The 25703-nt window shown below is 54.3% G+C and carries 20 protein-coding genes and 3 tRNA genes; 5 read left to right on the forward strand and 18 right to left on the reverse strand.

The genetic code is table 11. From position 1 onward, the window contains the following. The first annotated feature begins 90 nt into the window (after positions 1-90). On the forward strand, positions 91-1458 hold the full coding sequence (locus ACXAIA_RS07340) for a sensor histidine kinase (protein WP_475348768.1): 1368 nt from the start codon (positions 91-93) through the stop codon (positions 1456-1458). 76 nt (positions 1459-1534) lie between these two features. Here ACXAIA_RS07340 and ACXAIA_RS07345 read toward each other — a convergent pair. The 6 genes from ACXAIA_RS07345 to ACXAIA_RS07370 form a co-directional block, all read right to left on the reverse strand. Next, positions 1535-1610, reverse strand: a tRNA-Glu gene (locus ACXAIA_RS07345). 44 nt (positions 1611-1654) lie between these two features. Next, a tRNA-Glu gene (locus tag ACXAIA_RS07350) sits at positions 1655-1730 on the reverse strand. Between the two features lie 37 nt (positions 1731-1767). Continuing rightward, positions 1768-1843 (reverse strand) — tRNA-Glu (locus ACXAIA_RS07355). A gap of 230 nt (positions 1844-2073) precedes the next feature. After that, complete coding sequence (locus ACXAIA_RS07360) at positions 2074-3336, reverse strand: MFS transporter (protein ID WP_475348769.1); 1263 nt, start codon at positions 3334-3336, stop codon at positions 2074-2076. Between the two features lie 91 nt (positions 3337-3427). Next, on the reverse strand, positions 3428-5218 hold the full coding sequence (gene recJ / locus ACXAIA_RS07365) for a single-stranded-DNA-specific exonuclease RecJ (protein WP_475348770.1): 1791 nt from the start codon (positions 5216-5218) through the stop codon (positions 3428-3430). A gap of 83 nt (positions 5219-5301) precedes the next feature. Beyond that, positions 5302-5838 carry a peroxiredoxin gene (locus ACXAIA_RS07370; protein WP_475348771.1) on the reverse strand — a complete coding sequence of 179 codons (537 nt, stop codon included), beginning with the start codon at positions 5836-5838 and terminating at the stop codon, positions 5302-5304. 255 nt (positions 5839-6093) lie between these two features. On the opposite strand from ACXAIA_RS07370, the gene ACXAIA_RS07375 reads away from it, so the two are divergent. Further along, positions 6094-6405, forward strand: coding sequence for a hypothetical protein (locus ACXAIA_RS07375; protein WP_475348772.1), 312 nt, complete (start codon positions 6094-6096; stop codon positions 6403-6405). Further along, entirely contained in the window at positions 6402-8474 is a 2073-nt protein-coding gene (locus tag ACXAIA_RS07380) for a hypothetical protein (protein ID WP_475348773.1), read from the forward strand. Before ACXAIA_RS07375 ends, ACXAIA_RS07380 begins: the two co-directional genes overlap by 4 nt. A 34-nt stretch (positions 8475-8508) precedes the next feature. Here ACXAIA_RS07380 and ACXAIA_RS07385 read toward each other — a convergent pair whose 3' ends face one another. From ACXAIA_RS07385 to ACXAIA_RS07405, 5 genes are all read right to left on the reverse strand, one after another. Continuing rightward, positions 8509-9801, reverse strand: coding sequence for an Hsp70 family protein (locus tag ACXAIA_RS07385; RefSeq protein WP_475348774.1), 1293 nt, complete (start codon positions 9799-9801; stop codon positions 8509-8511). Between the two features lie 134 nt (positions 9802-9935). Then, the gene (gene glpX / locus ACXAIA_RS07390; protein WP_475348775.1) at positions 9936-10895 is read right to left on the reverse strand and encodes a class II fructose-bisphosphatase; all 960 of its coding nucleotides are present in this window, start codon (positions 10893-10895) and stop codon (positions 9936-9938) included. A 132-nt stretch (positions 10896-11027) separates the two neighbouring features. After that, positions 11028-12332, reverse strand: coding sequence for a homoserine dehydrogenase (locus ACXAIA_RS07395; protein ID WP_475348776.1), 1305 nt, complete (start codon positions 12330-12332; stop codon positions 11028-11030). 125 nt (positions 12333-12457) lie between these two features. Continuing rightward, a complete protein-coding gene (locus ACXAIA_RS07400) occupies positions 12458-13699 on the reverse strand; it encodes an LL-diaminopimelate aminotransferase (RefSeq protein ID WP_475348777.1) in 1242 nt (413 codons plus the stop codon). 319 nt (positions 13700-14018) lie between these two features. Beyond that, the gene (locus ACXAIA_RS07405) at positions 14019-15341 is read right to left on the reverse strand and encodes an OmpA family protein (RefSeq protein ID WP_475348778.1); all 1323 of its coding nucleotides are present in this window, start codon (positions 15339-15341) and stop codon (positions 14019-14021) included. 263 nt (positions 15342-15604) lie between these two features. Here ACXAIA_RS07405 and ACXAIA_RS07410 point away from each other — a divergent pair, with 263 nt between their 5' ends. Beyond that, positions 15605-17407 (forward strand): PHA/PHB synthase family protein, encoded by a 1803-nt coding sequence (locus ACXAIA_RS07410; RefSeq protein WP_475348779.1) that lies wholly within the window; start codon positions 15605-15607, stop codon positions 17405-17407. A gap of 40 nt (positions 17408-17447) precedes the next feature. Next, positions 17448-18395, forward strand: a complete 948-nt coding sequence (locus ACXAIA_RS07415; RefSeq protein WP_475348780.1) for an NAD(P)-dependent oxidoreductase — start codon at positions 17448-17450, stop codon at positions 18393-18395. 3 nt (positions 18396-18398) lie between these two features. On the opposite strand, the gene ACXAIA_RS07420 is transcribed toward ACXAIA_RS07415, so the two are convergent. From ACXAIA_RS07420 to ACXAIA_RS07450, 7 genes are all read right to left on the reverse strand, one after another. Beyond that, a complete protein-coding gene (locus ACXAIA_RS07420; protein WP_475348781.1) occupies positions 18399-19679 on the reverse strand; it encodes a cytochrome-c peroxidase in 1281 nt (426 codons plus the stop codon). A gap of 137 nt (positions 19680-19816) precedes the next feature. Further along, positions 19817-20623 carry a substrate-binding periplasmic protein gene (locus ACXAIA_RS07425; protein ID WP_475348782.1) on the reverse strand — a complete coding sequence of 269 codons (807 nt, stop codon included), beginning with the start codon at positions 20621-20623 and terminating at the stop codon, positions 19817-19819. A gap of 207 nt (positions 20624-20830) precedes the next feature. Next, positions 20831-21358, reverse strand: coding sequence for a gamma carbonic anhydrase family protein (locus tag ACXAIA_RS07430; RefSeq protein ID WP_475348783.1), 528 nt, complete (start codon positions 21356-21358; stop codon positions 20831-20833). Between the two features lie 176 nt (positions 21359-21534). Continuing rightward, the gene (gene argC, locus ACXAIA_RS07435; protein ID WP_475348784.1) at positions 21535-22581 is read right to left on the reverse strand and encodes an N-acetyl-gamma-glutamyl-phosphate reductase; all 1047 of its coding nucleotides are present in this window, start codon (positions 22579-22581) and stop codon (positions 21535-21537) included. A 162-nt stretch (positions 22582-22743) separates the two neighbouring features. Further along, a complete protein-coding gene (locus ACXAIA_RS07440) occupies positions 22744-24090 on the reverse strand; it encodes a hypothetical protein (protein ID WP_475348785.1) in 1347 nt (448 codons plus the stop codon). 10 nt (positions 24091-24100) lie between these two features. Further along, positions 24101-24952 (reverse strand): hypothetical protein, encoded by an 852-nt coding sequence (locus ACXAIA_RS07445; protein ID WP_475348786.1) that lies wholly within the window; start codon positions 24950-24952, stop codon positions 24101-24103. A gap of 52 nt (positions 24953-25004) precedes the next feature. Beyond that, a complete protein-coding gene (locus ACXAIA_RS07450; RefSeq protein ID WP_475348787.1) occupies positions 25005-25658 on the reverse strand; it encodes a sulfotransferase family 2 domain-containing protein in 654 nt (217 codons plus the stop codon). Between the last annotated feature and the right edge of the window lie 45 nt (positions 25659-25703).

Below are 25703 nucleotides of genomic sequence, written 5' to 3' on the forward strand. Positions count from 1 at the left end.
CCTTCACGGACAAGATAAAACACCCGAAAGTATAGTTACGGCGCTAAAGATTGCCACCGCGCCCCAAAAGATCGTCGAATGGGAGCCCCAATGTTTGGCGTAGAACTCGATATCCGTACACTGGCATTTGTCGCGACCCTGTCAGCCATTATTCAGGCGCTGACGTTCTCGTCGCTGTGGATGGTGTCGCGGCGTGACAATGCGACCATGCTATGGGCCATCGGCGGCATTGCCAACGCGATCGGATTTGTTCTTTTGGGGTTCCGGGGCTTTGTCCCCGATTTGGCATCGGTCGTGGCCGGGAACACCCTGATTGCCGCCGGTCATGTGTTCTATTTGCTTGGCCTTCAGGTCTATACAGGCAAAAAGCCAAGCTATCGGATTTCGAGCGTGGTAATTGCGGCCTATGCGCTGCTCTTTGTCTATTACCTTGAAATTGTTCCGAATTTCGCGATGCGGGTCGTCGTCATTTCTGTGACGATCTCGGCGACGGCACTGGCAAGCTGCCTTGTTATGGCACAAGCAAGACGCCGGAAACTGACCGCACCTGAAATCCTGATGGCGATCACCTTTGCAGCACACTGTCTTTTCCATCTGGCGCGCGGGATCGTCGCGCTTATCGATGATAAGGCGATGACCCAACTGATGTCGGCATCGACCATTCACATGCTGGCTTTCCTGGATGTAATCGTCTTCCTGCTGCTGACCGCGGTTGGCTTTACCGCGATGATCATTATCTCGCTAAACCTGTCGCTAAGGGCCGAAGCGCGTGCCAAGAACCGCCTCTTCACTGTTCTTGCCCATGACCTCAGAACGCCTTTCCACGGCCTTGCAGGGCTGTCACTGATGGCGCAGCAGGATCTGGTCGCCGGCAACCCGGCACAGGCGCTTGGCAATATCCGCAAGCTGCATTCATCGACCTCCGAAACCCTGCGTTTTCTGGATGATCTTCTGATTTGGGGGCGCACCCTGTTTGATGAGGGCAAACCGGAGCGCAGTGAAATCCCCCTGAAAGAACTGGTCGACAATACCATCAAGGTTTCCCGCCCGCTGCTGGAGACCAAATCAGTCCGGGTTATCAGCGAAGTGGACGTGCCGGTTGCCTATGGCATCGCACCGCACGTGGAAATGATCCTGCGCAACTTGCTGGTCAATGCGATAAAGTTTTCCAACCCGCATGGCTCGATCACGGTTTCAACGCACAAGACTGCTGACAAAATCCGCCTGCGGGTCATCGACCGTGGTGTCGGTGCATCCGATGACATGATTACCGCCTTTGCCGCCAGCATGACGAGCTATGACTCCAAAGACGGCACCAAAGGGGAAATCGGCTCTGGCGTCGGGCTGTCGCTGTGTCGCGATCTGTGCCGCGAAGATGGCGAAGACATCTGGCTTGAACACAATCCCGAAGGCGGCCTGATTGCGACCTTTACCCTGTCAGTGCCACCAACGGCATAAACAGCCGGAATCAAAAACGCCCGCCGAACCATCGGGCGAGCATTTCAACGCAACATATTGATCTTCTTGGAAAAGATGGCGTCCCCTAGGGGATTCGAACCCCTGTTGCCGCCGTGAAAGGGCGGTGTCCTAGGCCTCTAGACGAAGGGGACACAGGCACAAGCATTTATGTGCGAATGTCGTGACGTTCGGTTGGTGGCGTCCCCTAGGGGATTCGAACCCCTGTTGCCGCCGTGAAAGGGCGGTGTCCTAGGCCTCTAGACGAAGGGGACACATACGCACCAATCGAAGTCAGTCTATGTTAACGAGTGGCGTCCCCTAGGGGATTCGAACCCCTGTTGCCGCCGTGAAAGGGCGGTGTCCTAGGCCTCTAGACGAAGGGGACGCAGCGCGTTAACGAGGCCGGTTTTTAGCGATTGGGTGGGGTCAGGTCAAGCGGCTTTTTCGCCCCTGTGACGTTTTTTTTAATCCCCTGCCGGAAATGATGCCATTCCCGACCAAATACTGAAAAACCATGGCGGACTGTTTAACCAGACGGTTTATCCCGCGCGCTTCCGACCCTGGACGGACAGATGTGGTCTTCTCCCCTGCCCGACAAGGGTTCCGCCTGTTTCTTTATCTGGCCCGACGTCGCGTTCCAAACCAGAAACAGCTCCCCGCCAAAGCAAGCCCGCAGGCCAGGAAGACAAACATCGCCTTGTAACCGGTATCCGGGTCGGCCTCATAGTGGCCGACAATCAGCCCGGCGATGCCTTGCAGAACAAAAAGCCCGCCAAAGGTCGCCAGATTGATCGTGGTGAGCGCCCGGCCAATCTGATGTTCAGCCACGGCCTTGCGCGATGCGGCATAGTTCAGTGTCGCACTGCTGCCAAGGAAGCCGTGCAACAGCATCAACACCATGGCAATACCGGTGCCCAGCGGCCCGACAAAGGCCTGCAACAAACAGGCAAGTGCGCCGACCAAAACGGCAAAGACGATAAGCCCCCGCGTTTTATCAGGCATCATACGCGAAAGCTGCCCATAGGTTGGCGGCCCAATGATCATGCCAATTGTCATCACCAGCAAGATATTCCCGACCTCGACTGCGCCAAGATCAAACACATCATGCAAATACGGCCCGCCCCAAAGCCCGCGCACGGTCAGAATTGTCGGGTAACTGAAAAACGCAACGCCGCACAGCAACCAGACCTGCCGGTTTGACCAGACCGACACCATGCCGCGCAAAACATCCATGACGCTTTCGCCGCGCTGGGCATGGGCCGCATGACCCGGCGGATTGTCGCGGACCAGAATGAAATCAAGCACGACTGCAATCAGCGCAATGCCAGCGAGGCCATAATAGACCGCGCGCCAGCCATAAGCCTCCACCAGGGTCGCAAGCGGCGTTGCCGATGCCAAAACCCCCATCAGGCTAAACGAAACGATCAGGCCCGATGCGGCGGCGAACTTTTCCGGTGCTGTCCAACGCGCGGCCAGAACCAGTGCCGACATAAAGGCTGCCGAACAGCCAACCCCGATCACCGCTTGGCCTGCCATCAGGCCCAGCACGCTTTGCGCATTGGCAAAGATGATGACGCCTGCGACGGTAACCATGGTCAGAAACCCGTTGGTCAGGCGCGGCCCATAGCGGTCCAGCAGAACACCAACCGGGATCTGCATCAGGGCAAAGGCAAAATGGAAGCTGCCCGATATCAGGCCAAGCTGTTCGGGGGTAACGGCAAGCTGTTCACGCAACGGCCCGGCCAACAAGGCCTGGGCAGAACGGAAAAACTGACTAAGCGAAAAGGCCAGCATGATTGGCATCAGAACGATCAAAAACGATCCGAGGCCATGCTTGGGCGTCGCGTTGGGGGATGTGGGGCGCGAATTTTGTGTCATGGTGCCTTCAGGATTAATCTGATCGCACCATAACGGCAAGCATTTGCAGCATCATAGCTGCCCTGCCCGGGACGAGTTCGAAGCCTAGTCCCTAAACCGGCAAGGCGACATCATCAATGATCAGCTGTACGCCATCCCGCCCCTGCCAGGTATCACGGCGCAAATGCCCCAGAACGTGCAAGGGGCGCCCGCCATGCTTGATCAGGGTCTGGCCCATATCATTATCAAGGCATCGGAACGCAATCGCCTTAAGCCGCCCCTGCCCGTTGGCCCCGGTCAGGATACAGCGCACATGATCCTGCCCAACCACATCGGCCTTCACCGCCCGGCAATCGACAAAGGCAAATCTGGGCTCCGCATTACCCGCACCAAACGGGCCCAGCCTTTCAAGCGCATCAATCAGCTCGATCGTTGCCCCCTTGGCATGCAAGGCACCATCAACCGTGATCGTCGGGCGAATGTCGTTTTCGGCAATGATCTTGGCAAAGCGTTCTTCAAGGAAGGCTTCAAACGCCTCAAGATTCTCGGGATCAAGGGTAAAGCCCGCCGCCATATGATGGCCACCGCCATTGATCAGAAGCCCGGCTTGACGGGCAGCAATGATGGCATCGCCAAGATCAATGCCCCGCACAGAACGCGCAGACCCCTTATAGACGCCATCAACCATCCCCATAACAAGCGACGGCACGTGATAGCGGTCCTTAAGCCGGCTTGCGACAATACCGATCACACCGGGATGCCAGTCCTCACCGCCGACCAGCACCATGGAGCCGACCTTGGACTTGCCCTCGACCGCGCTGATCGCCTGATCAAGGACGATATCCTCGATCGCTTTGCGCTCCCGGTTATAGTCATCAAGCTTACGCGCGATATCCTGCGCCTCTGCGGGGTTCTCACCCGATAGAAGGGTCGTGCCCAGAAAACTCTCGCCAACGCGCCCACCGGCATTCACACGCGGCCCCAGGACATAGCCAAGATGATAGGCACTGGGCACCTCGTTAACCCCGGCAATATCGGCAAGTGATGTCATACCGATATTGCTGCGATGCTTCATGACCTTAAGGCCCTGGGTGACAAAGGCACGGTTAAGCCCACGCAGCGGCACCACGTCACAGACCGTGCCAAGTGCCACCAGATCAAGCCAGCCGCGCAAATCTGGCGCACGCACCCCGGCCTTTTCAAGCCAGCCGCGATTGCGCAACTCGCGCAGCAACGCCACACAGACCAGAAACGCAACACCCGCCGCACAGAGATGCCCAAGCCCGCTTTCATCATCAAGCCGGTTGGGGTTCACCACCGCGACGGCAGGCGGCAATTCCGGCTCTGCCGCGTGATGGTCGACAACAATGACATCAATCCCCGCATCTCGGGCTTCCTGCAGCGGCGCATAGGCTGTCACCCCGCAATCAACCGTCAGGATCAGCTTCGCACCCTTGCGCTGCAACTCCAGAAGGGCTGGCGCATTGGGGCCATAGCCCTCAGACATGCGATCAGGGATATGAACCGGCACCTCAAGACCAAGCGCACGGAAGAAGCGTTTCAAAAGTGCGGTGCTGGTCGCACCATCAACATCATAGTCGCCGAAAACAGCAATCCCCTCGCCGGCCTCGATGGAATCAGCAATGCGCGCAGCCGCCTTGTCCATATCCTGCAAGGTGGATGGATCGGGCATCAGATCGCGCAATGTGGGGGACAGAAAACTTTCCGCGTCGTCAAGATCAATGCCGCGCGCGGCCATTACCCGGCCGACAATCTCCGGCACACCAAAACGCTGGGCAATCGTGGTTGCCAGCCGCTCGTCATTTGCGCGTTCACGCCACCATTTGCCGGTAACGGACCGCTCGATGCCCATAAAGGTCGTTTCTTGTTGCTGCTCTGTCATGCCCTATGAAATAGCGCAATCTCGAACGGTCTGAAACCGGATATTTTGTCAAACACTCAAACCGTCCCGGCAGCGTGCAATCCCTAACCGCTCCGGTTCTCACGACACCATTTCAAAACGTTCTCGGCATCAGCAGCCGGGTCGTCGACAGGATAGAAAACCTTGATGATCTTGCCATCATCAATGACCATCGTCAGACGCTTGAACAGCCGCATACCGCCCGCTTCGAAATTAGGCAGTGCCATGGCTTCCTTGAAACGGTGATCGGCATCTGACAGCAGCGGGAACGGCAGATGAAGGCGCTCGGCCGCTTCTTTCTGATAATCAGTAGTCTGGCTTGAAAGCCCGAACAGGTTTTCGACACCAACCGCGCGCAATTCGGCGGCATGATCGCGAAACGAGCAGGATTGCGGCGTACAGCCCTTGGCACCGGGAATCTCATCCCAGCCTTCCGGCGACGGCACACCGGGCTCGGCCGTACGCGGATAGGCATAGACAACCACCCGCCCGGAACGCGTCGAAAGATCAATGGAACTATCATCAGTTGCCAACAATGCCATTCCCGGCAGGCTCTGCCCGGTCAAGCGTGCAATCACATGCGCATCACTTTCAGTATTCATCTGAATTCCTCCCTGAATTCAACCCCCAGTTACCGCAACTGCAGCCGAGCTTATTACCATTCAGGATAGATGTGATGTTCTGTTCAGAAAAGAAAGATCAATTACGCATTGTGGAAAAAGCTCAAGCACTACAAACGTGCTTCAACCACCTTTGCAACCATAAACACTTTCTTGTTTAACCATAGGTTGATATGTGCTTTCATAAATATATCAAAAATTAAGTTCCCCCGAACCAACACCCCTGAGGAAGAAGATATGCAGAACAAAAATGGGCAGGTTGAGGTGGTCTTTTATGCCGCCAGAGAAAGTTATGGAGCTGAAGCCAGCGAGCAAAGCCCTGAACTTAACCCGGAGCAAGTCGAAGCACTTCAATCGGCGATTCAAGGCATTGCTAAAGGTTTTAAGCCTCCAGATTCCAGTCCCGCAGATGAAGCATATCGACTGGAAGAAGTTGAAGTTTCCCTTGGCTTCTCGATTGAAGTTAGTGGTGGCTCTCTTATTAAGTTGATCTTTGATGGAAAAGCGAGCGGACAAATTACTGCGACAATGAAATGGAGATTACAGTGACACTTTTCGTAGCAATACCGGGAGAACTAGTAACCCTGTCAAAGACCCCCCTCGAAAATATATCTGCCTACACGCTGGCCCCAGTCGCGATTGCCGACACATTTCAAGTGTCAAATATTCGTTCAGAAGGATCGAGGGGAGACCGACGAGAAAAAACAATCTTCATGAATCTCATAAAGACTAATATCGGAGAAGAAGATTTAGTTATTGAGAGATTATCCGCGATCCAATCCATTCACAGTATGAATCGGAACTACATATGCCTTCCCCAAGACACTTTTAGCATCTTCGATAGCGAAATATCAAATGATAACATCGAAAAATTAATCGAAGACACAAAATACAAGACAATATTCACTCACTACAGCCGAACCTGTAACAAAAAAACTTATCACACCGACGAAGAAAACATTATTGACTTAATAAATAATAATATTTACTCAAAAAAAATAGTCATATCAATTGATGTTGGTAAATCTCACAGCGAAGAAACACACAAAATTATTCAATCCGAAATAGAGAAAACCAACTGCCACATTGACGTTCTCACAATAACAGGACAAAGAAACGAACTCGAATTCGGCGACTTGTTTGATACATGCAAACGGTTACTCAAATCTATAGAGATAATACAAGGCGAAACTCAACTTATATCAATAAACTTCTCATTCGATTTTTCCGGAGCCCTGATTGCCCGAGAAGGCCATGTGCACATCGACACCGAGCAGTACATCGCCACAAAAATACCTGTGTTCGAAGAAACATTGAACACCGTAACAGCGCACTTCAAGAGCAAACAATCATTTGAACCCATTGCATTCGCTGCCGCAGGTAACGCGAAGCCAAGACAAGCGCAACGCTTGCGACTTGGTTATCCCGCGAGTAGCCTGCAAACCATTGCGACAACCTTCGTAAACATAAATGGGGACGACAGGAACACTTTCTACGTCTCCAAGAACCTTGATTTACCCGCCACCTGGAGTTTCAAACCATGCATTGGCGTCTATGGTTCCTCAGCTAACCTCCTACCAACCAAACAATGGTCTTCTTATGCTAGTGCTTGGCTGACTGGAAAGTATGCAACGATCATTGCGAAACAAGAACTCCCCCCTCCCAACAGCGTACCTTCTGCGCTTTCGCTCATAGGGGCATTTTGCGACAATATATCCCTCCAAGATGACGACGGAAGCCTACCAAGTTGGCTTTGGCTTTTCCCAAACGGTCCATTCGCAGAGCCAACGAATGACCATGAATCTCGGACTAGATGTTTTCTTCAATACATCTCCGATGAGACCGGGTCAGAATATTTACTATACGGATCGGGATCCTACCTACTAACGTGGCTTGAACTATTTAAACCAAGGATTAAAAAACCTACCCTGGGTGATCTATTCTTGAAATATTTAGGGGACTTAGACTTCATCATATTTACGCCTATAAAAGAAATTGATGAAACAATCAGAGAACAACACTCAAATGTCATCCGCAGAGCTCTGAGGCACAAATTTGGAATACAGATCGAGGTTTCTAAACGCATACAAATCTCGATACATAGCGCAAAACACCTCCCTACCTCATCACACAGGCACAATGCTCAGGTACCAGTAGCCGCTATAGCTTGGACCAGACACGGCCCCATCGACGTAATGGGTGGAATAAATCACCTTCGAGAGAACACGATTGGCTTTGTACCACTTGCAAACGTAAGCAAGTGGAAAAAAAACCTACACTTCGCAACAGGGCGCAATTCACCAGCTATTACAATTTTGCGGTGGATTAATTGCATTGCCAAGCTGAATGCCGTAGCTCAGTCTTGCGGAGAAAATCACATAATCGGCTGCAACCAATCAATTGAAGACGCAAACCGATCCATTAAAAATGTGGATGAATCTGATCAGATAAGCACATTTGGATTCTACGGCGCACTAAAGTCAAATGAAGCAACACATATTAAGGACGAACAGACACATTTTAGAACTGCACTTGCAGAAGCAAGAAGACTCGAATCATTCGTTCCAGACAATATCCGACCGATACTGGACCAAATTGAGAGTAAGCAACCAAACTAAATGCACTAAATCCTAATACCTACGCTTGATCCGATCAAACAATTCCCTCATCCGCCGCAATCAATGCCAAACCATGCGCTACAGACAGAAACGGCTGGCCAATTTCGATGCGGTCCTTGCCAAAGCGGTCTTCGAACAGTTTGCGCACGGCCGGGACATAGGATGTGCCGCCGGTCATGAAGACGCGTGAGACGTCGCTTGCGTCAATACCGGCCTGATCAAGGCAATTCTTGGCGGCCAGTTCGATCTCGGCCATGTCTGGTGCAATCGCGGCTTCGAAATCGGCACGGGTCAGTTTTTCTTCGATCTCCACCCCGCCGTGGGAGAATTGCAGGATAGTGCTGTCTTTTTCAGAAAGCTCTGCCTTGGCCTTGGACACCGTCTGATAAAGGTGGAATCCCATTTCATCTTCGATGATGGTGACTAGGTCCTCGATATCATCGGGTTTGGAGGCGGACCGGATCAGGCTTTTGATTTCATTGATGGTTTTGGGCTGGTTCATCATCGCCAGTTCGTGCCAGCGCGAAAAGGCCGTGTAATATTGCCGTGGTACCGGCAGGGTCGCACCCATCGATTTATATTCCGAGCCAAAGCCCAAACGCGGCCAGACGGCCTTTTGGATGATGCGATAATCAAACCGGTCACCGGCAACGCCAAGACCAGTATGGGCGAGCGGCTGCACACCACGAATACCAAGCCCCGGTGTAAAGCGGATCAGGGAAAAGTCACTGGTACCGCCGCCAAAGTCGGCAACCAGAACGGTTTCCGGTTTGTCCAGTTCGCGGCCGTAGTAATAGGACGCGGCCAACGGTTCGAACACCATTGCTTCGACATCGAAACCGGCCTGCTCATAAGCCCCGCGCAGGCGCATCTCGGCAAAGTCATTGTCCGGGTTGTTGCCCGCAAAGGCGACCGGACGGCCGGAAATAACCCGATGCCCCAGCCAACCAAGGCTGTGCTGCGCGAAGTGATGGATCTGTGTCAGGAACGTCCCAATCAGGTCTTCGATGGAATAGCTGGTCCCGAAGATGTCGGTGCCTTCGAAATCCTTGGCCGCGAGATAGGATTTCATCGACTGGATCAGGCGGCAGTCATGACTTTCCTTAAGGTATTCCTCAATCGCGAACGGACCGGAACAGCTTTTGGTATGGATTGGCGCGCCCGGCGCGGTCAGGTCCTGATCTTCCCAGAAATACAGGATGGTACGATAGGTATCAAAGCTGTTCGCACCGACTTCGAACTTCGCCGATTGCACATTGCCTGCACTGTCCGCCACCGCGAGGACAGAGTTCGTCGTTCCAAAATCAAGGGCGATAATTTCCGACATCAGGCAGGCTCCGGCATTTGCTGTTCGTCATAGGGGGCGGAGGATGTACCCCAGTCCTTAATCCCCTGCAAGCGATTAAACGAAAAAAGGGAGTGCTGTGCACTCCCTTCTTGCTGTGCTGCGATAAGCAGAACTTACTTGTACCAGATCTTGCGGCTGAAATCGTGTACGGCGCGGACATAGCGCACGGTACCCGACTGGGAGCGCATCACGATGCTTTCGGTCTCTGCACCGTTGGCAAAACGGCGCACACCGCGCAGCATCGCACCATCGGTCACACCGGTTGCCGCGAACATAACATTGCCCTTGGCAAGTTCGGTGAGTTTGTATTTGCGGGTCAGGTCTTCGATGCCCCATTTTTTCGCACGTGCGATTTCATCATCGTTGCGGAAAACAAGACGGCCCTGGAACTGACCACCAATGCAACGAAGGGCTGCTGCGGCCAGAACACCCTCCGGTGCGCCACCAGTCCCCATGTAAAGATCAATGCCCGAGGTCTTCTGCGAGGTCGCAATCACACCAGCCACATCACCATCACCGATCAGCATAATGCGTGCACCGGCTTCGCGGGTCTTGGCAATAATGTCCTGGTGGCGCGGGCGATCCAGGACGCAAACAACCAGATCGGCAACATCACAGCCCTTGGCTTTCGCCAGGCTTTTAAGGTTCTCGGCCGGGCTGGCATCAAGGTCAACCACATCATCGGGAAGACCACCGCCAACGGCGATCTTGTCCATATAGGTGTCCGGCGCATTCAGGAAACCGCCCTTTTCCGCCATGGCAACCACGGCCAAAGAGTTCGGGCCACCGGTCGCGCATATGGTCGTACCTTCAAGCGGATCAAGCGCAATGTCGATTTCCGGACCTTCGCCAGAGCCGACTTCTTCGCCGATAAACAGCATCGGGGCTTCGTCACGTTCGCCTTCGCCGATCACGACCGTGCCTTTGATGTCCATGCTGTTCAGCGCATTGCGCATCGCGTCAACAGCAGCCTGGTCGGCTGCCTTTTCGTCGCCACGTCCCATCAGGCCAGAGCACGCAAGTGCCGCTGCCTCGGTTACGCGAACCGTTTCAAGCGCAAGATTTCGATCCATATTGTCTTCCTCGTCGTGTGATGCGGGGTCTGGGGGCCCCGTCTCGTTGTTGTCTTTTTCCGGCTCTGGGACCGGACCTTACAACAGCGCCCCGCATCTTGACAGGTGCGAGGCGCTTTGAGCTTTAAACTTTTAAGATGCGAAGCTTTCAATCCGCATCAGAACCGGCGGCTGTGAATTGCTTTCAAACGCCGCAATATCATTTACCGCACCCGACATGGCGGCCTCGGTGGTTTCGTGGGCCACGATCACAACCGGCACCACACCGCCTTCGGTCTCGGCCCGACCATGCTGGATCATGGACGCCATCGAAACCCCGTGCTTGGCAAGGGTCGCGGTGACCTCGGCCATGACACCCGGACGATCCCAAACCATCAGGCGCAGGTAATAGGCACCACTATGTTTTTCGAGCGAGGCGCGCACGTTCTTCTTAAGACGATCCGCCGGAACGCCAAAGACCGGCGCCGCACGCCCGGCTGCGATATCAACGATATCGGCAACCACCGCCGATGCGGTCGGGCGTTCGCCCGCTCCGCGGCCCTGCAGGACCACCGGCCCGACATAATCGCCTTCAAGGGCGACCGCGTTAAACACGCCTTCGACCTTGGAAATCTGGGTCGCACGGTCGACCATGACCGGGGATACGCGCTGTTCGATGCCCTCGGACGTCTGTTTGGCAATGCCCAGCAGCTTGATACGATAGCCAAGCTCTTCGGCAAGCTGGATATCAAGCGCCGAAACGCTGCGGATTCCCTCGACTGCGACCGCGTCAAAGTCGACTTCAACGCCAAATGCGACACTTGCCAGGATCGCAAGCTTGTGCGCGGCATCAATGCCATCAACATCAAAGGTCGGGTCAGCTTCGGCATAGCCAAGTTTCTGCGCCTCTGCCAGAACGTCGGCAAAGTCACGCCCCTGTTCACGCATGGTGGTCAGGATAAAGTTACAGGTCCCGTTCAGAATGCCGGTAACACGTGAAATTTCATTACCCGCCAATCCTTCGCGCAACGCCTTGATGACCGGGATACCCCCGGCAACCGCCGCCTCATAGGCGATGGTGACATTGTTGGCATCGGCGATCTGGGCCAGTTCCGCGCCCTTAAGCGCGATCAGTGCCTTGTTGGCAGTCACAACATGCTTGCCGTTTTCAAGGGCGGCCTTGCAGGTGTCATAGGCAATGCCATCCGATCCGCCAATCAGCTCGACAAGGATGTCGATATCCTTGTCCGCGGCAAGATCACGGGCATCGTCGTACCAAGTCAATCCTTCGGTCGAAAAACCACGGTCCCGAGTTCGATCACGCGCCGATACCGCTGTAACGACGATCTGGCGACCCGAACGGTCAGTCAGAATGTCGCGATGTTCACTCAGCAGTTTAACGGTTCCGGCACCGACCGTACCCAGGCCTGCCACACCGATTTTGACGACGTCTTTCACGATAACTCCTTGTCGCGTGGTTGCACTCTTGGTTTCAGCCGTGATCCTAAAAAAGATCACAGAGCCCTGATAGCAGAACGCCCGGGACATGTCCCGGGCGAAACACAAGAATGCTTTATGAGATATCAGACGGATTTCTTCAACAGTTCACGTGCAGATTCTGCATCCGGGCACTTGGCAAAGAACTGTTTGATGTTGCGGTTGGCCTGCCGGATACGGTGTTTGTTTTCCACCAGCGCAATCCGCACATGGCGATCGCCATACTCCCCAAAGCCAAGCCCCGGTGCCACGGCAACACCTGCTTCCTGCAAAAGCAGCTTGGAGAAATCAAGCGACCCAAGCTCGGCAAAGGCATCAGGGATCGGCGCCCAGGCAAACATGGTGGCCGCCGGGCTCGGAATTTCCCAACCTGCACTTTGCGCCCCGTCGATAAAGATATCGCGGCGTTCACGATACAGATTGCGGAATTCCTCGACACAATCCTGCGGTCCGTTCAGGGCTGCGGTTGCCGCCACCTGAACCGGGGTGAAGGCACCGTAATCAAGGTATGACTTGATCCGGGTCAGCGCGTTAATCAGTTTTTTATTGCCGGTGGCAAACCCGATACGCCAGCCCGCCATCGAATAGGTTTTCGACAGCGAATAAAACTCGACGGCGATATCCTTTGCCCCCTTGCACTGCAGGATCGAGGGTGGCGGATTGCCATCAAAATAGATCTCGGAATAGGCGATATCAGACAGCACATAGATTTCATGCTTGCGGCAGAAATCGACGACTTCCTGATAAAACGCCAGATCAACCACAAGCGCTGTCGGGTTGGCCGGGAAGTTCAACACCACGGCACTTGGTTTCGGGACCGAGTGTTTCACCGCACGATGAAGCTGCTCCATAAAGCTTTCGGTATTGAATGTGCCCTGATCATCATGGCCAATCGGAATATGGCGCAATGCGGCCCCGGCAATGATGAAGCCGAATGCATGGATCGGATAGGAGGGGTTGGGCACCAAAAAGATATCGCCGGGGCTTGTGATTGCGGCGGCAAGGTTGGCAAGCCCTTCCTTGGAGCCGAGCGTAACCACGGTCTCTGTTTCCGGATCAATATCCACCCCAAAGCGACGATCATAATAAGCCGCCAGTGCCTTGCGCAGGCCGGGAATGCCGCGCGACATCGAATAGCCGTGAGTGCGCGGGTTCTGCACCGTTTCCACCAGCTTGTCGACGATATGCTGTGGGGTCGCCGGGTCAGGGTTGCCCATGCCGAAGTCGATAATGTCTTCCCCCGCTCGACGTGCCGCCGCCTTCATCGCATTTACTTCTGCGAATACATAAGGCGGAAGACGTTTTATGCGATGGAAGTCCTGCGACATTATCCTGTTTCCTCGTCAAAATGCCGAAATTCGAATTTTATGCGAAAAGCATATCCTCGATTTCTAAAAAATTGCGTTTAGGTACGTTATTCAGGCCATTAATAGCTTACAATTCGAATGATCTACCGTTTCTTGAAATCGGACACAACGAATTAATGCGTGGAAAATACGCACAAATGCGATTTGCGGCAGGGTCAGGTCGGATTGAAGGCACAAACACGATCATTTCCGCGCATGCACGGCCCAAAACGCAAAAACGCGGAAGGATTTCTCCTTCCACGTTTTGCTGTTGTTCTCTGAAACTGTCTGATCGGCGCGATCAGTAATCCAGATAAATCTCGACACGGCGGTTGCCGGCTTCACCGGCCGGAACGCCTTCATAGTAGCGCGGATCGGCAGAACCATCCGCACCGACAAAGATCGCATTCGGACTGACACCCAGCGACAGCAGGCGCGATACCACGGCCGATGCCCGGCCTTCGGAGACGCGACGGTTGACCGCCATATGCTGTTCAAGCGACATGTTGCCGGTCCGCATCGAGGCATGACCAATCACGCGGATAAAGCCGCTGGTCTGCTGCCAGGTCGCGGCCACCTGCTCAAGCACGTTGTAGTCCGCACCACCAAGCTTGGTCGAACCATGTCCGAACTGGATCTGGGCAATCTGAACTTCATTGACCGCCGGGCCGACCTGGTCAATCGACCGCACACCAAGGCGTGCTGCCAGTGCGTCGTTGGTCGCAGTCATGTCAACCGAGCCGGAGTCGCCATACATCGGCTCCGAACCACCGAACTGGCTTTCATCGACGATCACAGCACCATTGTCGGAATACATGGAATAATCAAATTCCTGTGCCGGGGCCGATGTCGGTTCATTGGCGAACACACCCTGCCCTTCGGCCAGACGGCGCTGGTACTGATCCATCACCGGATCACCAGACGGGGTTACATTGCCACCCGATGCACCTTGGGCAGCCTCAAACGCGGCAAGCTGCTGTGCACGTGCATCACCCTCGGCGGCTATTGGTGCGGCTGGCGGAGCTTCTGGTGTCGGAACCGGGCCGCTTGCTGCTGATTTGGCATTCCACTCGTCGGCAATCGAAGAACCACTTGGTGCCGAGGTTACCGCACTGGTGGTCGCGGTCGCGGATGCCGCACTTTCAGCACTGGCCATCGAACTGCTGGTTACCGGCGTGGTCGGAGCCGGGTTAATCGCAGGCTCGGAGACCGGAACTTCCGGCGCTTCCTGCAAGGCGTTTACCGGCGGGCTGCTCTGACGGCGGCCGCTTTGCTCATACTGGGCGTTCTGGCGGTCGGCCGCCAGTCCGGCGACCAGTGCATCGCGTTCTGCATCACCGGTGACAACCGGTTTTGCCGGGGTGTCTGAAAGGCTGGGATAATCGCCGTCTTCGCCGGGAATGGCTTCGTCGGATTTGACAGCGGTCTCTTCGTCTTCGCCATCAAACATGTCACCGACGGACTTGCCCCACTCGATCGGGTTGACCGCATCAGGAACAGAAGAACAGGCGCCAAGTGTTAGCACCACAGCCAAGGCAGAGCCGGTCTGCAGCAATGCCCGCAGCTTCCCCCTTGCAGTCTCCTGCCACGACCCCTGCCCGGTCGTCGATTTCAGAACGCCCATTTGTTTTCGCTGCTCCAAATTCAGTTGGACGACGTTTGCTGCAAAAATATTCCGCAAAAACGTCACCTTATAATTCTTGTACTACCCCTAAACGACGCGCTAGGCTAAGGCCATGATAAGCTTGGGATCAAGCAAAGTTTCAACCCGGAGCGTCAATCGGATACCCGGAACATAGAACGTCAAAAGTCTTGCGATATTGCAAAGACGCCAAAACGTTCTGAAGTTACGAAGTATCCTGCGGCGGTATCATAAGGGAATGCCCCATGAGCGATCAACAGGCCATCGAAACTGAAAACAAGCATCCGGATCCCGAAAAGCTCTCTGCAGCAATGGCAGAAATTGCCGAAAGAAGTCAACGACTTGTCTCTGACTTCCTTGCAAAACAGGCAGAAGACCCGGAAATTTCGGACCCGGACCCACTCAATATCGGCTCTGCCTTTGCCGAATTGACCACCCACATGATGCAAAACCCGGTCAAGCTGGTCGAAGCCCAGATGGAACTGTGGCAGCAATATTATACGCTGTGGCACAACACGACCCTGCGCATGTTGGGCGAAGAAGCCGAACCGGTTGTCTCCCCACAAAAGGGCGATCGTCGATTCCGTGACGAGGCATGGGAAAACAACGAACTGTTTGATTTCATCAAGCAGTCATATTTGCTGTCCTCGCAATGGATGCAAAATGTTGTCCATGACGTCGATGGTCTCGATGACAAAACCGCCCAGAAGGTCGAATTTTATACCCGCCAGTTCGTTGATGCGATTTCGCCGACCAACTTCCTGATGACCAATCCGGAAGTGCTGCGGACCACGATTGAGTCCGGCGGTGAAAACCTGCTTAAAGGTTTGCAGAACCTTCTTGGCGATCTCGAGCGCGGCAAGGGCAAGCTTCAAATCCGCATGACCGATCTTGATGCCTTCAAGGTTGGCGAAAACGTCGCCACCACCGAAGGATCGGTCGTCGGCAGAACCCCCTTGATGGAGCTTCTGCAATACAAGCCCAGCACGGACAAGGTCGCCAAGCGCCCGCTGATGATCGTCCCGCCGTGGATCAACAAATATTACATTCTTGATCTGCGACCGGAAAACTCCTTTATCAAATGGGCGGTCGATCAGGGCCACACCGTGTTTGTTCTGTCCTGGGTCAACCCGGACAGCAAACTCGCCGAAAAGTCGTTCGAAGATTATGCCAAGGAAGGCATCCTTGCCGCACTCGACATGATCGAAAAGGCAACCGGCGAGAAGGATGTCAACGCGATCGGCTATTGCCTTGGTGGCACCCTGCTGAGTTCCACACTGGCCTATATGGCAAAGGTCGGCGATGACCGGGTCAAATCCGCTACCTTCCTGACGACACTGACCGACTTTGAAAAACCGGGCGAGCTTTCTGTCTTTGTTGATGATGAACAGATCGAAAGCCTGGAACGCAACATGTCCAAGGAAGGCTATCTTGATGGCCGTGACATGGCGATGTCGTTTAACATGCTGCGCGCCAATGACCTGATCTGGTCGTTTGTTGTCTCCAACTACATGCTGGGCAAGGATCCCTTCCCGTTTGATCTGCTGTATTGGAATTCCGATTCCACACGCATGCCAAAGGCGATGCACAGCTTCTATCTACGCAACATGTATAACAAGAACCTGCTGCGCGAACCGGGCGGCATCACCATGTTCGGCGAGCCGATTGATCTGCGCGATATCAAAATCCCGGTCTATTTCCTGTCCACCCGCGAAGACCATATCGCACCGTGGCAGGCAACCTATGCCGGTACCCAGCTGATGTCGGGCCAGGTCAAATTCGTCCTGTCGGCATCGGGTCATATCGCCGGTGTCGTCAACCCGCCTGCAGCCAAGAAATATTGCTACTGGACCTATAACCGCAATCCGGCCAATCCGGATGACTGGATGGCCAAGGCCGCCCAGCATGATGGTTCCTGGTGGACCGATTGGCAAAACTGGGTCAGCCGCCGCGCAGGTGGCAAGGTCGATGCCCGCAAACCGGGCGATGGCAAGCTCAAGGTACTTGGCCCCGCACCGGGCGAATATGTCAAAGTCACGCTCAGCTGATTTTTGACGCAGACGTCATTTGAATGCGGCCTGTCATTCTGTGGCAGGCCATTTTCTTTTATCAAGACATGCAGGTCCTGACAGCAACGGGACCGCCAAGGGAAACAACAAGATGACACAGACAATCGGTTTTTTGGGTGCGGGCCGCATGGCAGCTGCCATGATCAAACGCCTGCTCTCACAGGGCTATGCGATCAAGGTCTGGAACAGAAGCCCGGCAAAGACGGAGCCGCTTGTCGCCCTGGGTGCCACCGCCTGCCCCAGACCAGCGGAAGCGGCCAAAAATTGCGATATTGTTGTTTCCTTCATGGCCGATGACCAAGCCGCCGAAGCTGTCTGGCTGGCGGATGATGGAGCACTGGCCGCAATGGATAAAGACACGCTTGCCATTGAATGCTCCACGCTTTCGCATGCCTTTGTGCTTGAACTTTCCCAAAAGATCGAAGCTGCCGGTTGCCGATATATCGATGCCCCGGTCATCGGCGTTCCCGCCGATGTCGAAGCCGGCAACACCATTTTCCTGATCGGCGCTGGTAATGATGATCTCGAACGCGCCCGCCCGCTTATGAATGCTACCGGCAAGAAGATCGTGCATTTCGGTCCGGTTGGTGCGGGCACGGTTTACAAATTGATGCACAACCTTCTGGGTGCGGTTCACATTGCCGCAGCCGCAGAACTGGTCGCTGTTGCCAAAAAGGCCGGACTGGATGGCAACACGGTCGCGGAGACCTTTGCAATTGTTGCGAATGCAAGCCCGACCGGCCTTATGGTCATGCCCGGCCTGATCAGCGGCAACCATAATGAAGGCATTCATTTCACCACCGGATTGCGCAGCAAGGATGCCAGCTACGCCATGAAATTGGCCGATGAATACGGCCTTTCTGTTCCGGTCGGACAGGCCGCCCATGCTGTATTTGAAAATGCCACCAAAGAAGGTTTGGGCGATTTGGCGCAAAGTGCCGTGATCGAAACGCTAAAGGACGAATAAAGGCTACTCGTCCTTGCTTGCAGTTTCCTGCTCGGCCAGCAACGGCTCATAACGTTCATCGGTGAGCGTTTTGAGGAAGGCAACAATCGCCTTGATGCGCTGCGTATCAAGGGCATCGCCCTGCTCAAGCTCTTCAAGAGATATGGTTTCGGCCACCTCCGGCTCACCCCACGGCGCGCCGGTTTCCGGGTTGGTCTGATTGATCTCGGCCTTGCTGTTATATTTGTTATAGAACCTGACCACGGTTTCGAGATCGGCAAAGACGCCGTTATGCATATAGGGCCCTGTCACTGCGACATTGCGCAGTGACGGGGTTTTGTATTTTCCGCGATAGGCCGGGTCTTCGATGGCGGCGTTATCGAGTAAACCGTTATCGGTAAATGCCACGTCTTTTTTATTGGCATCGCGTGTCGCAACGTTGCGTGGCACGCCGATATTGTGGAACTCGTAATTGGTAAAGGTCTCGCCTTCTGCTGTCGGACTGGTTTTCAGCATGTGGCAGGTATTGCAGTTGGTGAATTGCTGCGAGAAGAACAGAACACGCCCCAGTTCTTCCTGCGGCGTCATCTTGTATTCGCCGCGCAGGAACCGGTCATATTTGCTGTCAAACGGTGCGAATTGTTCGTCTTCCTCGAACGCGGCAATTGCCTTGGTCATCGCCGCATAGGCCTGATCGGGATCAGACCAGACATCATCGCCAAACAATGCCTTGAAGCCCGCAACGTAATCATCGTCCTCACGCAGGCGTTCAACCACGCTGGCCTTGTCGGGCATGCCCATTTCAATCGGGTTCAGTGGCGGCCCCCCGGCCTGCTCGGCCAGATCCATCGCCCGGCCATCCCAGAACTGTCCCCCAACCGCAACACCATCTTCGCGCACATGGAATGGCGGGGAAAACTTGGCATAGGCGGCCGTTGGCGCATTGCGATCGCCAAGGCTTTTGCCATCATCCCCCAATGAAAATGCCCCGCTTGCAACATCCACCCGCGGATCACGAAACGCCAGTGACGGATCATGGCAAGTCGCGCATGACATGGTGCGATTGGCCGACAGGTTGGTATCGAAATAAAGCGCCTCGCCAAGCTGTGCCTTGTTCGCAAACGGAGACTCGGCATCTGATGCGGCAGCGATTTCCGATAGCCCGGCTGTCGCCGCCTCATTCGCATGCGCAAGGCGCTGCAACATTTCCGATGCGTCTTCGGCCAAGGCAGGACTGCCTGCACCCGATCCCAAAAGGGCGGCAAGAGTTGTAAAACGCATGAAGGAACGGGCTGTGAATGACATCGGAAATACTTCAATCTGGTCGTGTTTTGGCAAGGATCGCGAAGTTACTTTAATCGCGAACGCTATGCATTTACACCCACACAGTTGCGCTTCGCCTTGATAAAAGTCAATGGCAAGCTGGCCTGCGCCCATTGTATCTAATCCGGATCAATCCCCTGATTGCCATACATCGCGCGATATTCATCGGTTTGGATTTCTTTCCGGATCGCATCACTAATCTTGTGCGCCAGTTCCGAGGCAATGGTTTTGGCCGAAAACATCAAACGCACCGGCTCCCGCCCCAGAATGAAGGGATGTTCTTCCACGGTGCGGCCATAGCCAAGCTCTTCTACCTGGGCGATATAGGCGGCCGGAATGCCAAGCAACAAATCCACCCGATTGGCCAACAGCAACTGCAGCCCATGCGGCCCGACCGAGACATCACTGACATGCTTGGCACCTTCGGGGCTGTTTTTGAAATCCTCAAACGCCTGACCGCGATAGGCGCTGCGGACATGCCCGATTACAAGATCCTGGGCAATGACATCTTCAAGACTGCCAAGGCCAATGCGTCCGGCATCGCCATTGCGAACCACAAAACCGATTACTTCATTGCGATAAGGCACGGAAAACAGACCATATTTTGCCCGCTCCTCCGTATAGGAGGCAGACGGCAGAATATCGACTTCCCCTTTCTCGACCGCATAAAGCGACCGCTTCCAAGGCAAAAACACAAAGTGGATGTCGCAGCCGACCGATTTCATCACCTTGGCAATAAAGACATTGTCGATGCCAACGGCAACGCCGTTTTCATCCTTCATGCTAAACGGACTGTAACTTTCCGATGCACGAATGATCAGCGGACGTGAACAGTCACTGATCGGCTTTGCCTGCCCTGTCTGCATTCCCCCAAGCAACAGAACAAACATCACAACCATGCAAGGCAGTACCCGCCATGCAGTCATTTGATTAACCCCACATCCAGTTCGTGATCAGCGCCCCTGTTAATGTTTGCGTTTCCCGCAATTTTCCTTGGTGCGTCTGATATGCCTTATACGTCCGACAGGACATTTTTCCCTTTATCCATATGATGATGTCCGAAAATGCCCCTGTGTAAAAGGGGGCCCGGGCATCATGGCAGGCAAATTATTTTGATGGGTTTTGCTTGGATCTTACGCCAGATCTTCGGGGATCGATTTGACATATTCCTGCGCAAGATCGGCATAACGATCCGCCGACACCTTGAAAAACTCGATTTCTTCCTGTGTCAGGTCACGGACCTTGCGCGCCGGCACACCAGCCCAAAGCTCGCCCGCCGGAATGCGCTTGCCCGGAGCCAGAAGCGCATTGGCACCAAGCATGCCGCCCTGCTCGATGACGCAGCCATCCATGACGGTTGCCCCCATGCCAACAAAGCTTCGATCTTCAAGCGTGCAGGCATGAATGATCGCCGAATGCCCAATGGTGACGTCATCACCGATATAGGTGCCAAACTTTCCCTTGGCGACATGGACCATGGTCAGGTCCTGGATATTGGTACGCGATCCGATGCGAATTTCATGGACATCGCCGCGAATGACACAGCCAAACCAAATCCCGGTCTCCCCCCCGATTTCGACATCGCCAATGATGGTCGCATTGGGCGCGATAAACGCGGTTTCATCAATGGTGGGCTTAACCCCGCGATAGGACAAACGCATGATGATGGACCTTTCACAAACTGGCGTTCAAACATTTGCCACCAGTCTAAAGTTGATCCCCCAGACATGAAAGCCCGCTGTGACGAAATTCGACCAATGCCCAACAGCATCCTTACCCGAAAACAAAAAAGGCGAAGCCATTTGGCTCCGCCTTTAATGCTTTATCGCTGGTTCGCTTACGGGAACAGCGGCTCGATCTCAAGACCCATGGTTTCGGGCAGGCCGAGCATGACATTCATGTTCTGAACCGCCTGACCGGATGCGCCTTTGACCAGGTTGTCTTCGACCGCAACAATGATCACACGACCCGGCACGCGGTCCTTGACCACACCCATCAGGACATAGTTCGACCCACGCACATGACGGGTTTGCGGCGTCACATCGAATGGCAGGATGCGGACAAACGGCTCATCGGCAAAACGCTTTTCAAGCGCGGCTTGGATATCCTCGGGCGTCGTGCCATCGGTCATTTTGACATAGATGCTCTCAAGGATTCCGCGGCTCATCGGCATGAGGTGCGGGGAAAAGTTCACCACAACATCATTGCCACTCGCCCAGGCAAGGCCCTGCTCGATCTCCGGCGCGTGGCGATGCCCGCCGGTGCCATAGGCATGAATGCCCTCGGTCACTTCGGCAAACAGGGTCATTTCCTTGGGCGAACGGCCAGCACCGGTGACACCGGATTTGGCATCAATGATGATGTCGTCCGAATGCACCATCTTGCCTTCAAGAAGCGGTACCAGGGCAAGCTGCACCGGGGTCGGATAGCAGCCCGGATTAGCAACAACACGCGCCTTTTTGATTGCTTCACGATGCAATTCGGTCAGGCCATAGGCCACTTCTTTCTGCAGGTCCTGTGCGGTGTGTTCCGCGCCGTACCATTCCTTGTATGTTGCCGGGTCAAACAGGCGGAAGTCGGCCGACAGATCCACGACCTTTACATGTTCTGGTAGACCGGCAATGACTTCCTGGGTCGTGCCATGCGGCAAGGCGCAGAAAATCAGATCCACGGTCGACCAGTCGGCGTCTTCGATCTTGATCATGGTCGGGAGGTCAATATGGGCAAGATGCGGGAAGACTTCCCCGAACGGACGTCCGGCGCGTCGGTCTGCGGTCAACAGGGTGATTTCCGAAGCTGGATGATGCGCAAGAATGCGAACCAATTCCGCCCCGGTATAGCCACTGGCACCGAGAATTCCGACTTTGACCTTAACGTCACTCATATCAAATCTTGCTCCGAGTTAGGCACCCGCAGATTGGCGGGTATTGATAACGCGCGGATGTTGGCAAACAAGCCCCCGAGATGCAAGCAATTAGGCGGCAAATATCCCTGATAATCTGCAACATTCCCATGCGCTTTGCTCATGCGCACAGATCACCCTTGCCTATTTCTTGCGCGCCCGGCGTACGCTATCAGGACAGGCTCGCGCATCTTCGGGCAAAACGGTATAGAACTTCTCGATCTTCTCATATCCCGTGGGGGCAGCCACCGGATAGCTTACCACATATCGGCTGTCTGACAGGCCAAAGTCACTGGCTTTCAACCCAGATCGTTGCAACCACATGCGGCGATGGGCATCTGATAAAATCACATTCGGATCATCGACCAGAAAAATCGCATCGCGCGCCAGCCGGTCATTATATTTGTGGTGCGTTGGCAACCAGGCGGCCAGTTGTTTGCGAAGTTCGCCCGGGCTTGGCACATTGCGCGTTCGGGTGGCGAACTTCGTCATGCGATCAACAAGCGGACCGATATCGCCCGGCGGTACGGACCCATGGGTGGCGCGGTCGATGAAAAAAGCCAAATCAATCTCGGTCGAATCGCGCTTTATCACCGGTTTAATGGCGCTATACAATTTGAAAAATCGCGCTATTTTGCCGCCATCGGCATTAGCGGCGTCATAAACCCGGTGGTAAGCATCCTGCACTTTCGGCCGCGCGCCATAGGCAGCAAACCGTTTCTCAAACTCTGCTCGTTTTGCGTCATCGACCCAGATCGCACAGAGCACATCAAACGCCGCATCATTATTGCCAAGCGCCAGACGATGCATGTCTTCGGTGAACGGGCCGAATGCGTTTTGCAGCAATCCGGGATTGGCCCGCTCGGCGGCAAACAGGATCTGCTGAATTTCCGCACCGGCCCCGGCCGTGGCGCCGCGTGGCCCCCATGTCAAATAGGCGCGCGGATCATTGGTATGGCAATAGGGATCACCTTCCAGAAAGGTCTTGCCGCTGCGGGGATTTTTCGACTGACAGAAATTAAACTGAATAACGTCATAGTCCGTGCCTTCCAGCGCAAAGGTCAGGTGGTTGGCCCGTGTGATCGCGTCAGGTGGCGGTATCTGGGCAGGCATCAACACCCGCCAGAGCCCGACTGTTATCGCCCCGTAATGCCCTGCCCCGACCGCCGCGCGCACCGATGCATTCAAACACGGCTGCAGATCAATGATCGCCTGTCGCGTCTTCGCCCCGACAATCCCGTCCGGCGTGCCATAGCTGCTGGCAGACTTCCCCGAACAATTCCCCGCCCGCGCAAACAGCCGCTCCTGAAACACTGCCACCGCCCCATATCGACCCAGCGTCAATGCACGGTTTTCAAAGCGATAGAGAACCTGTGACAGGCTTTGTGCGACCGCAGCTGGGCTCAGCGCAATCACCGAGACGCAGGCAAGCACGAACCAGACACACACAAAACCCGCAACAGGTCTCAGGCGCGTGCGTGGCTGGGTCATTTCATTTGCCTTAGTGCATGAATTCCAGAAGCGGTTTGGTGAAGTCGACCTGGGGATATTTGATGATGCTGTTCAGGGCCCGGCGTTGTTGCGCCTTTTGCCGGATTGGGTCGGCAATCAGGTCGCTTACCGCATCGACCAATCCGTCATACGGGACATCGACCACCCCTTTGCGGAACCGGTCCTCAATGACTGTTTCCGGGTTGACCTCGGCCACGACGGCCTTGGCGTTGGTCAGAAGATAGGACACGCGTACGATCTCGAAAATCTGGCTCTCATAGTAATGGTGGTTCAGGATTACCTTTGATCGTGCAATCCACTGATCGCGTTCCTTGCCATAAACGCCCATCAGCACCTTAAGATTGAGCCCACGGGCCTCGATCTCGTTGAAAATTGCGCGTCGACGTTCATTGACCGAGCCATAAAACAGAACGTCAACATCCTGCTCGACGGTGATGTCGATGCGCTGCAGCTCTTTCTGATACCCGATCGGCAGATAGCGCACATTTTCCACGCCAAGCGCCGTGATAACCTCGATATTCGCCGGGCTGTAATCCCAGATTTCCAGACCGGACTGGAACCAACCTGTCAACTGCCCACGCCACGCCTCACCAACACCGGTCAGCTGTTCGGTATTAAGAATAACCGTCCCTTCCGGCACCGCGCGCAACGCGGAAACATCAAGCAAATGCGCCCCGACGATGATATTGACGGCCCCTTGCACAAACTGATTGGTCTGGATCTGTGCCGGGTGCCCTGCTTCCTGGATCGAATACATCAAAAGCTCGGCCAGCTCGGCAAACGCCATCGAATGGATGTAACCGGTCGGCTGGACGATGCAGATGTTGTAAGGCGAATTCATAAAATTTGCGGCCCTGTTAAATTAAAAAATTCAGTCAATCAGCGGCACTTGATCAAAGACCTGTATCATAGCCAAACAGTTCGAAGTCGAGCTTGTACAGTTTCGAGACAACGCCACGCATCTCATCATCCCAGGACAGATCCTCATCAACTTTGATCCCGCGTTTGGAAAAGTCATTAACAATTCCGATTTCGTGAGACTGCTCTTCGTTGAAAAGATGAAGATCCAACCACTTTTTCACAGGGTCCAAACCCTCTTCCAATTTGAACACCATATACGGCGCCTTGGGATAGAATAACTTGTATTGCGGCAAGAAATGATTGTCATTTAGACCGATGGTGTTGATCGCCGTTTCATCAAGCGACAAAACGAACTTCTTAAAGTCAACGTCCGCCGCAATTTTCCGCTCGACGTATTTTTGAAACTTGTATGCACTTTTCAGGCGATCATATGGATTGCGTATTACCGCAAAGAACAAATCAAAGAAGGATGCTGACGGAAACAGCCGCGCTAAAGACACCCCATCCACATGCTGCGGAGAAGACTTCGTCCATAGAGTTTGAGGCTGATGAGACAGAAAACGGTTATCCAAAAAAGAAAGCTGTGCTTTGCCAGATTTATGGATATAGGCCTCAATTGCCGATCCAGCACATTTGGGAATGTGTGAAAAATAGGCAACCTTATTTCCCGAACGAATGATCGGCATGCATCGTATCCTCAATTAACAGACTTGAATCGACTTTCCCTAAAA

The organism is Thalassospira sp. ABL2_045 (assembly GCF_056161285.1).

Excerpts from the sequence above, each read along its gene's own strand:
- ACXAIA_RS07450 (WP_475348787.1), bottom strand. The coding sequence starts at position 25,658 with ATGCCGATCATTCGTTCGGGAAATAAGGTTGCCTATTTTTCACACATT.
- ACXAIA_RS07405 (WP_475348778.1), bottom strand. The coding sequence starts at position 15,341 with ATGGGCGTTCTGAAATCGACGACCGGGCAGGGGTCGTGGCAGGAGACT.
- ACXAIA_RS07340 (WP_475348768.1), top strand. The coding sequence starts at position 91 with ATGTTTGGCGTAGAACTCGATATCCGTACACTGGCATTTGTCGCGACC.
- ACXAIA_RS07445 (WP_475348786.1), bottom strand. The coding sequence starts at position 24,952 with ATGAATTCGCCTTACAACATCTGCATCGTCCAGCCGACCGGTTACATC.
- ACXAIA_RS07375 (WP_475348772.1), top strand. The coding sequence starts at position 6,094 with ATGCAGAACAAAAATGGGCAGGTTGAGGTGGTCTTTTATGCCGCCAGA.
- ACXAIA_RS07440 (WP_475348785.1), bottom strand. The coding sequence starts at position 24,090 with ATGACCCAGCCACGCACGCGCCTGAGACCTGTTGCGGGTTTTGTGTGT.
- ACXAIA_RS07385 (WP_475348774.1), bottom strand. The coding sequence starts at position 9,801 with ATGTCGGAAATTATCGCCCTTGATTTTGGAACGACGAACTCTGTCCTC.
- ACXAIA_RS07420 (WP_475348781.1), bottom strand. The coding sequence starts at position 19,679 with ATGTCATTCACAGCCCGTTCCTTCATGCGTTTTACAACTCTTGCCGCC.
- ACXAIA_RS07400 (WP_475348777.1), bottom strand. The coding sequence starts at position 13,699 with ATGTCGCAGGACTTCCATCGCATAAAACGTCTTCCGCCTTATGTATTC.
- ACXAIA_RS07410 (WP_475348779.1), top strand. The coding sequence starts at position 15,605 with ATGAGCGATCAACAGGCCATCGAAACTGAAAACAAGCATCCGGATCCC.
- glpX (WP_475348775.1), bottom strand. The coding sequence starts at position 10,895 with ATGGATCGAAATCTTGCGCTTGAAACGGTTCGCGTAACCGAGGCAGCG.
- ACXAIA_RS07360 (WP_475348769.1), bottom strand. The coding sequence starts at position 3,336 with ATGACACAAAATTCGCGCCCCACATCCCCCAACGCGACGCCCAAGCAT.
- ACXAIA_RS07430 (WP_475348783.1), bottom strand. The coding sequence starts at position 21,358 with ATGCGTTTGTCCTATCGCGGGGTTAAGCCCACCATTGATGAAACCGCG.
- ACXAIA_RS07425 (WP_475348782.1), bottom strand. The coding sequence starts at position 20,623 with ATGACTGCATGGCGGGTACTGCCTTGCATGGTTGTGATGTTTGTTCTG.
- recJ (WP_475348770.1), bottom strand. The coding sequence starts at position 5,218 with ATGACAGAGCAGCAACAAGAAACGACCTTTATGGGCATCGAGCGGTCC.
- ACXAIA_RS07370 (WP_475348771.1), bottom strand. The coding sequence starts at position 5,838 with ATGAATACTGAAAGTGATGCGCATGTGATTGCACGCTTGACCGGGCAG.
- argC (WP_475348784.1), bottom strand. The coding sequence starts at position 22,581 with ATGAGTGACGTTAAGGTCAAAGTCGGAATTCTCGGTGCCAGTGGCTAT.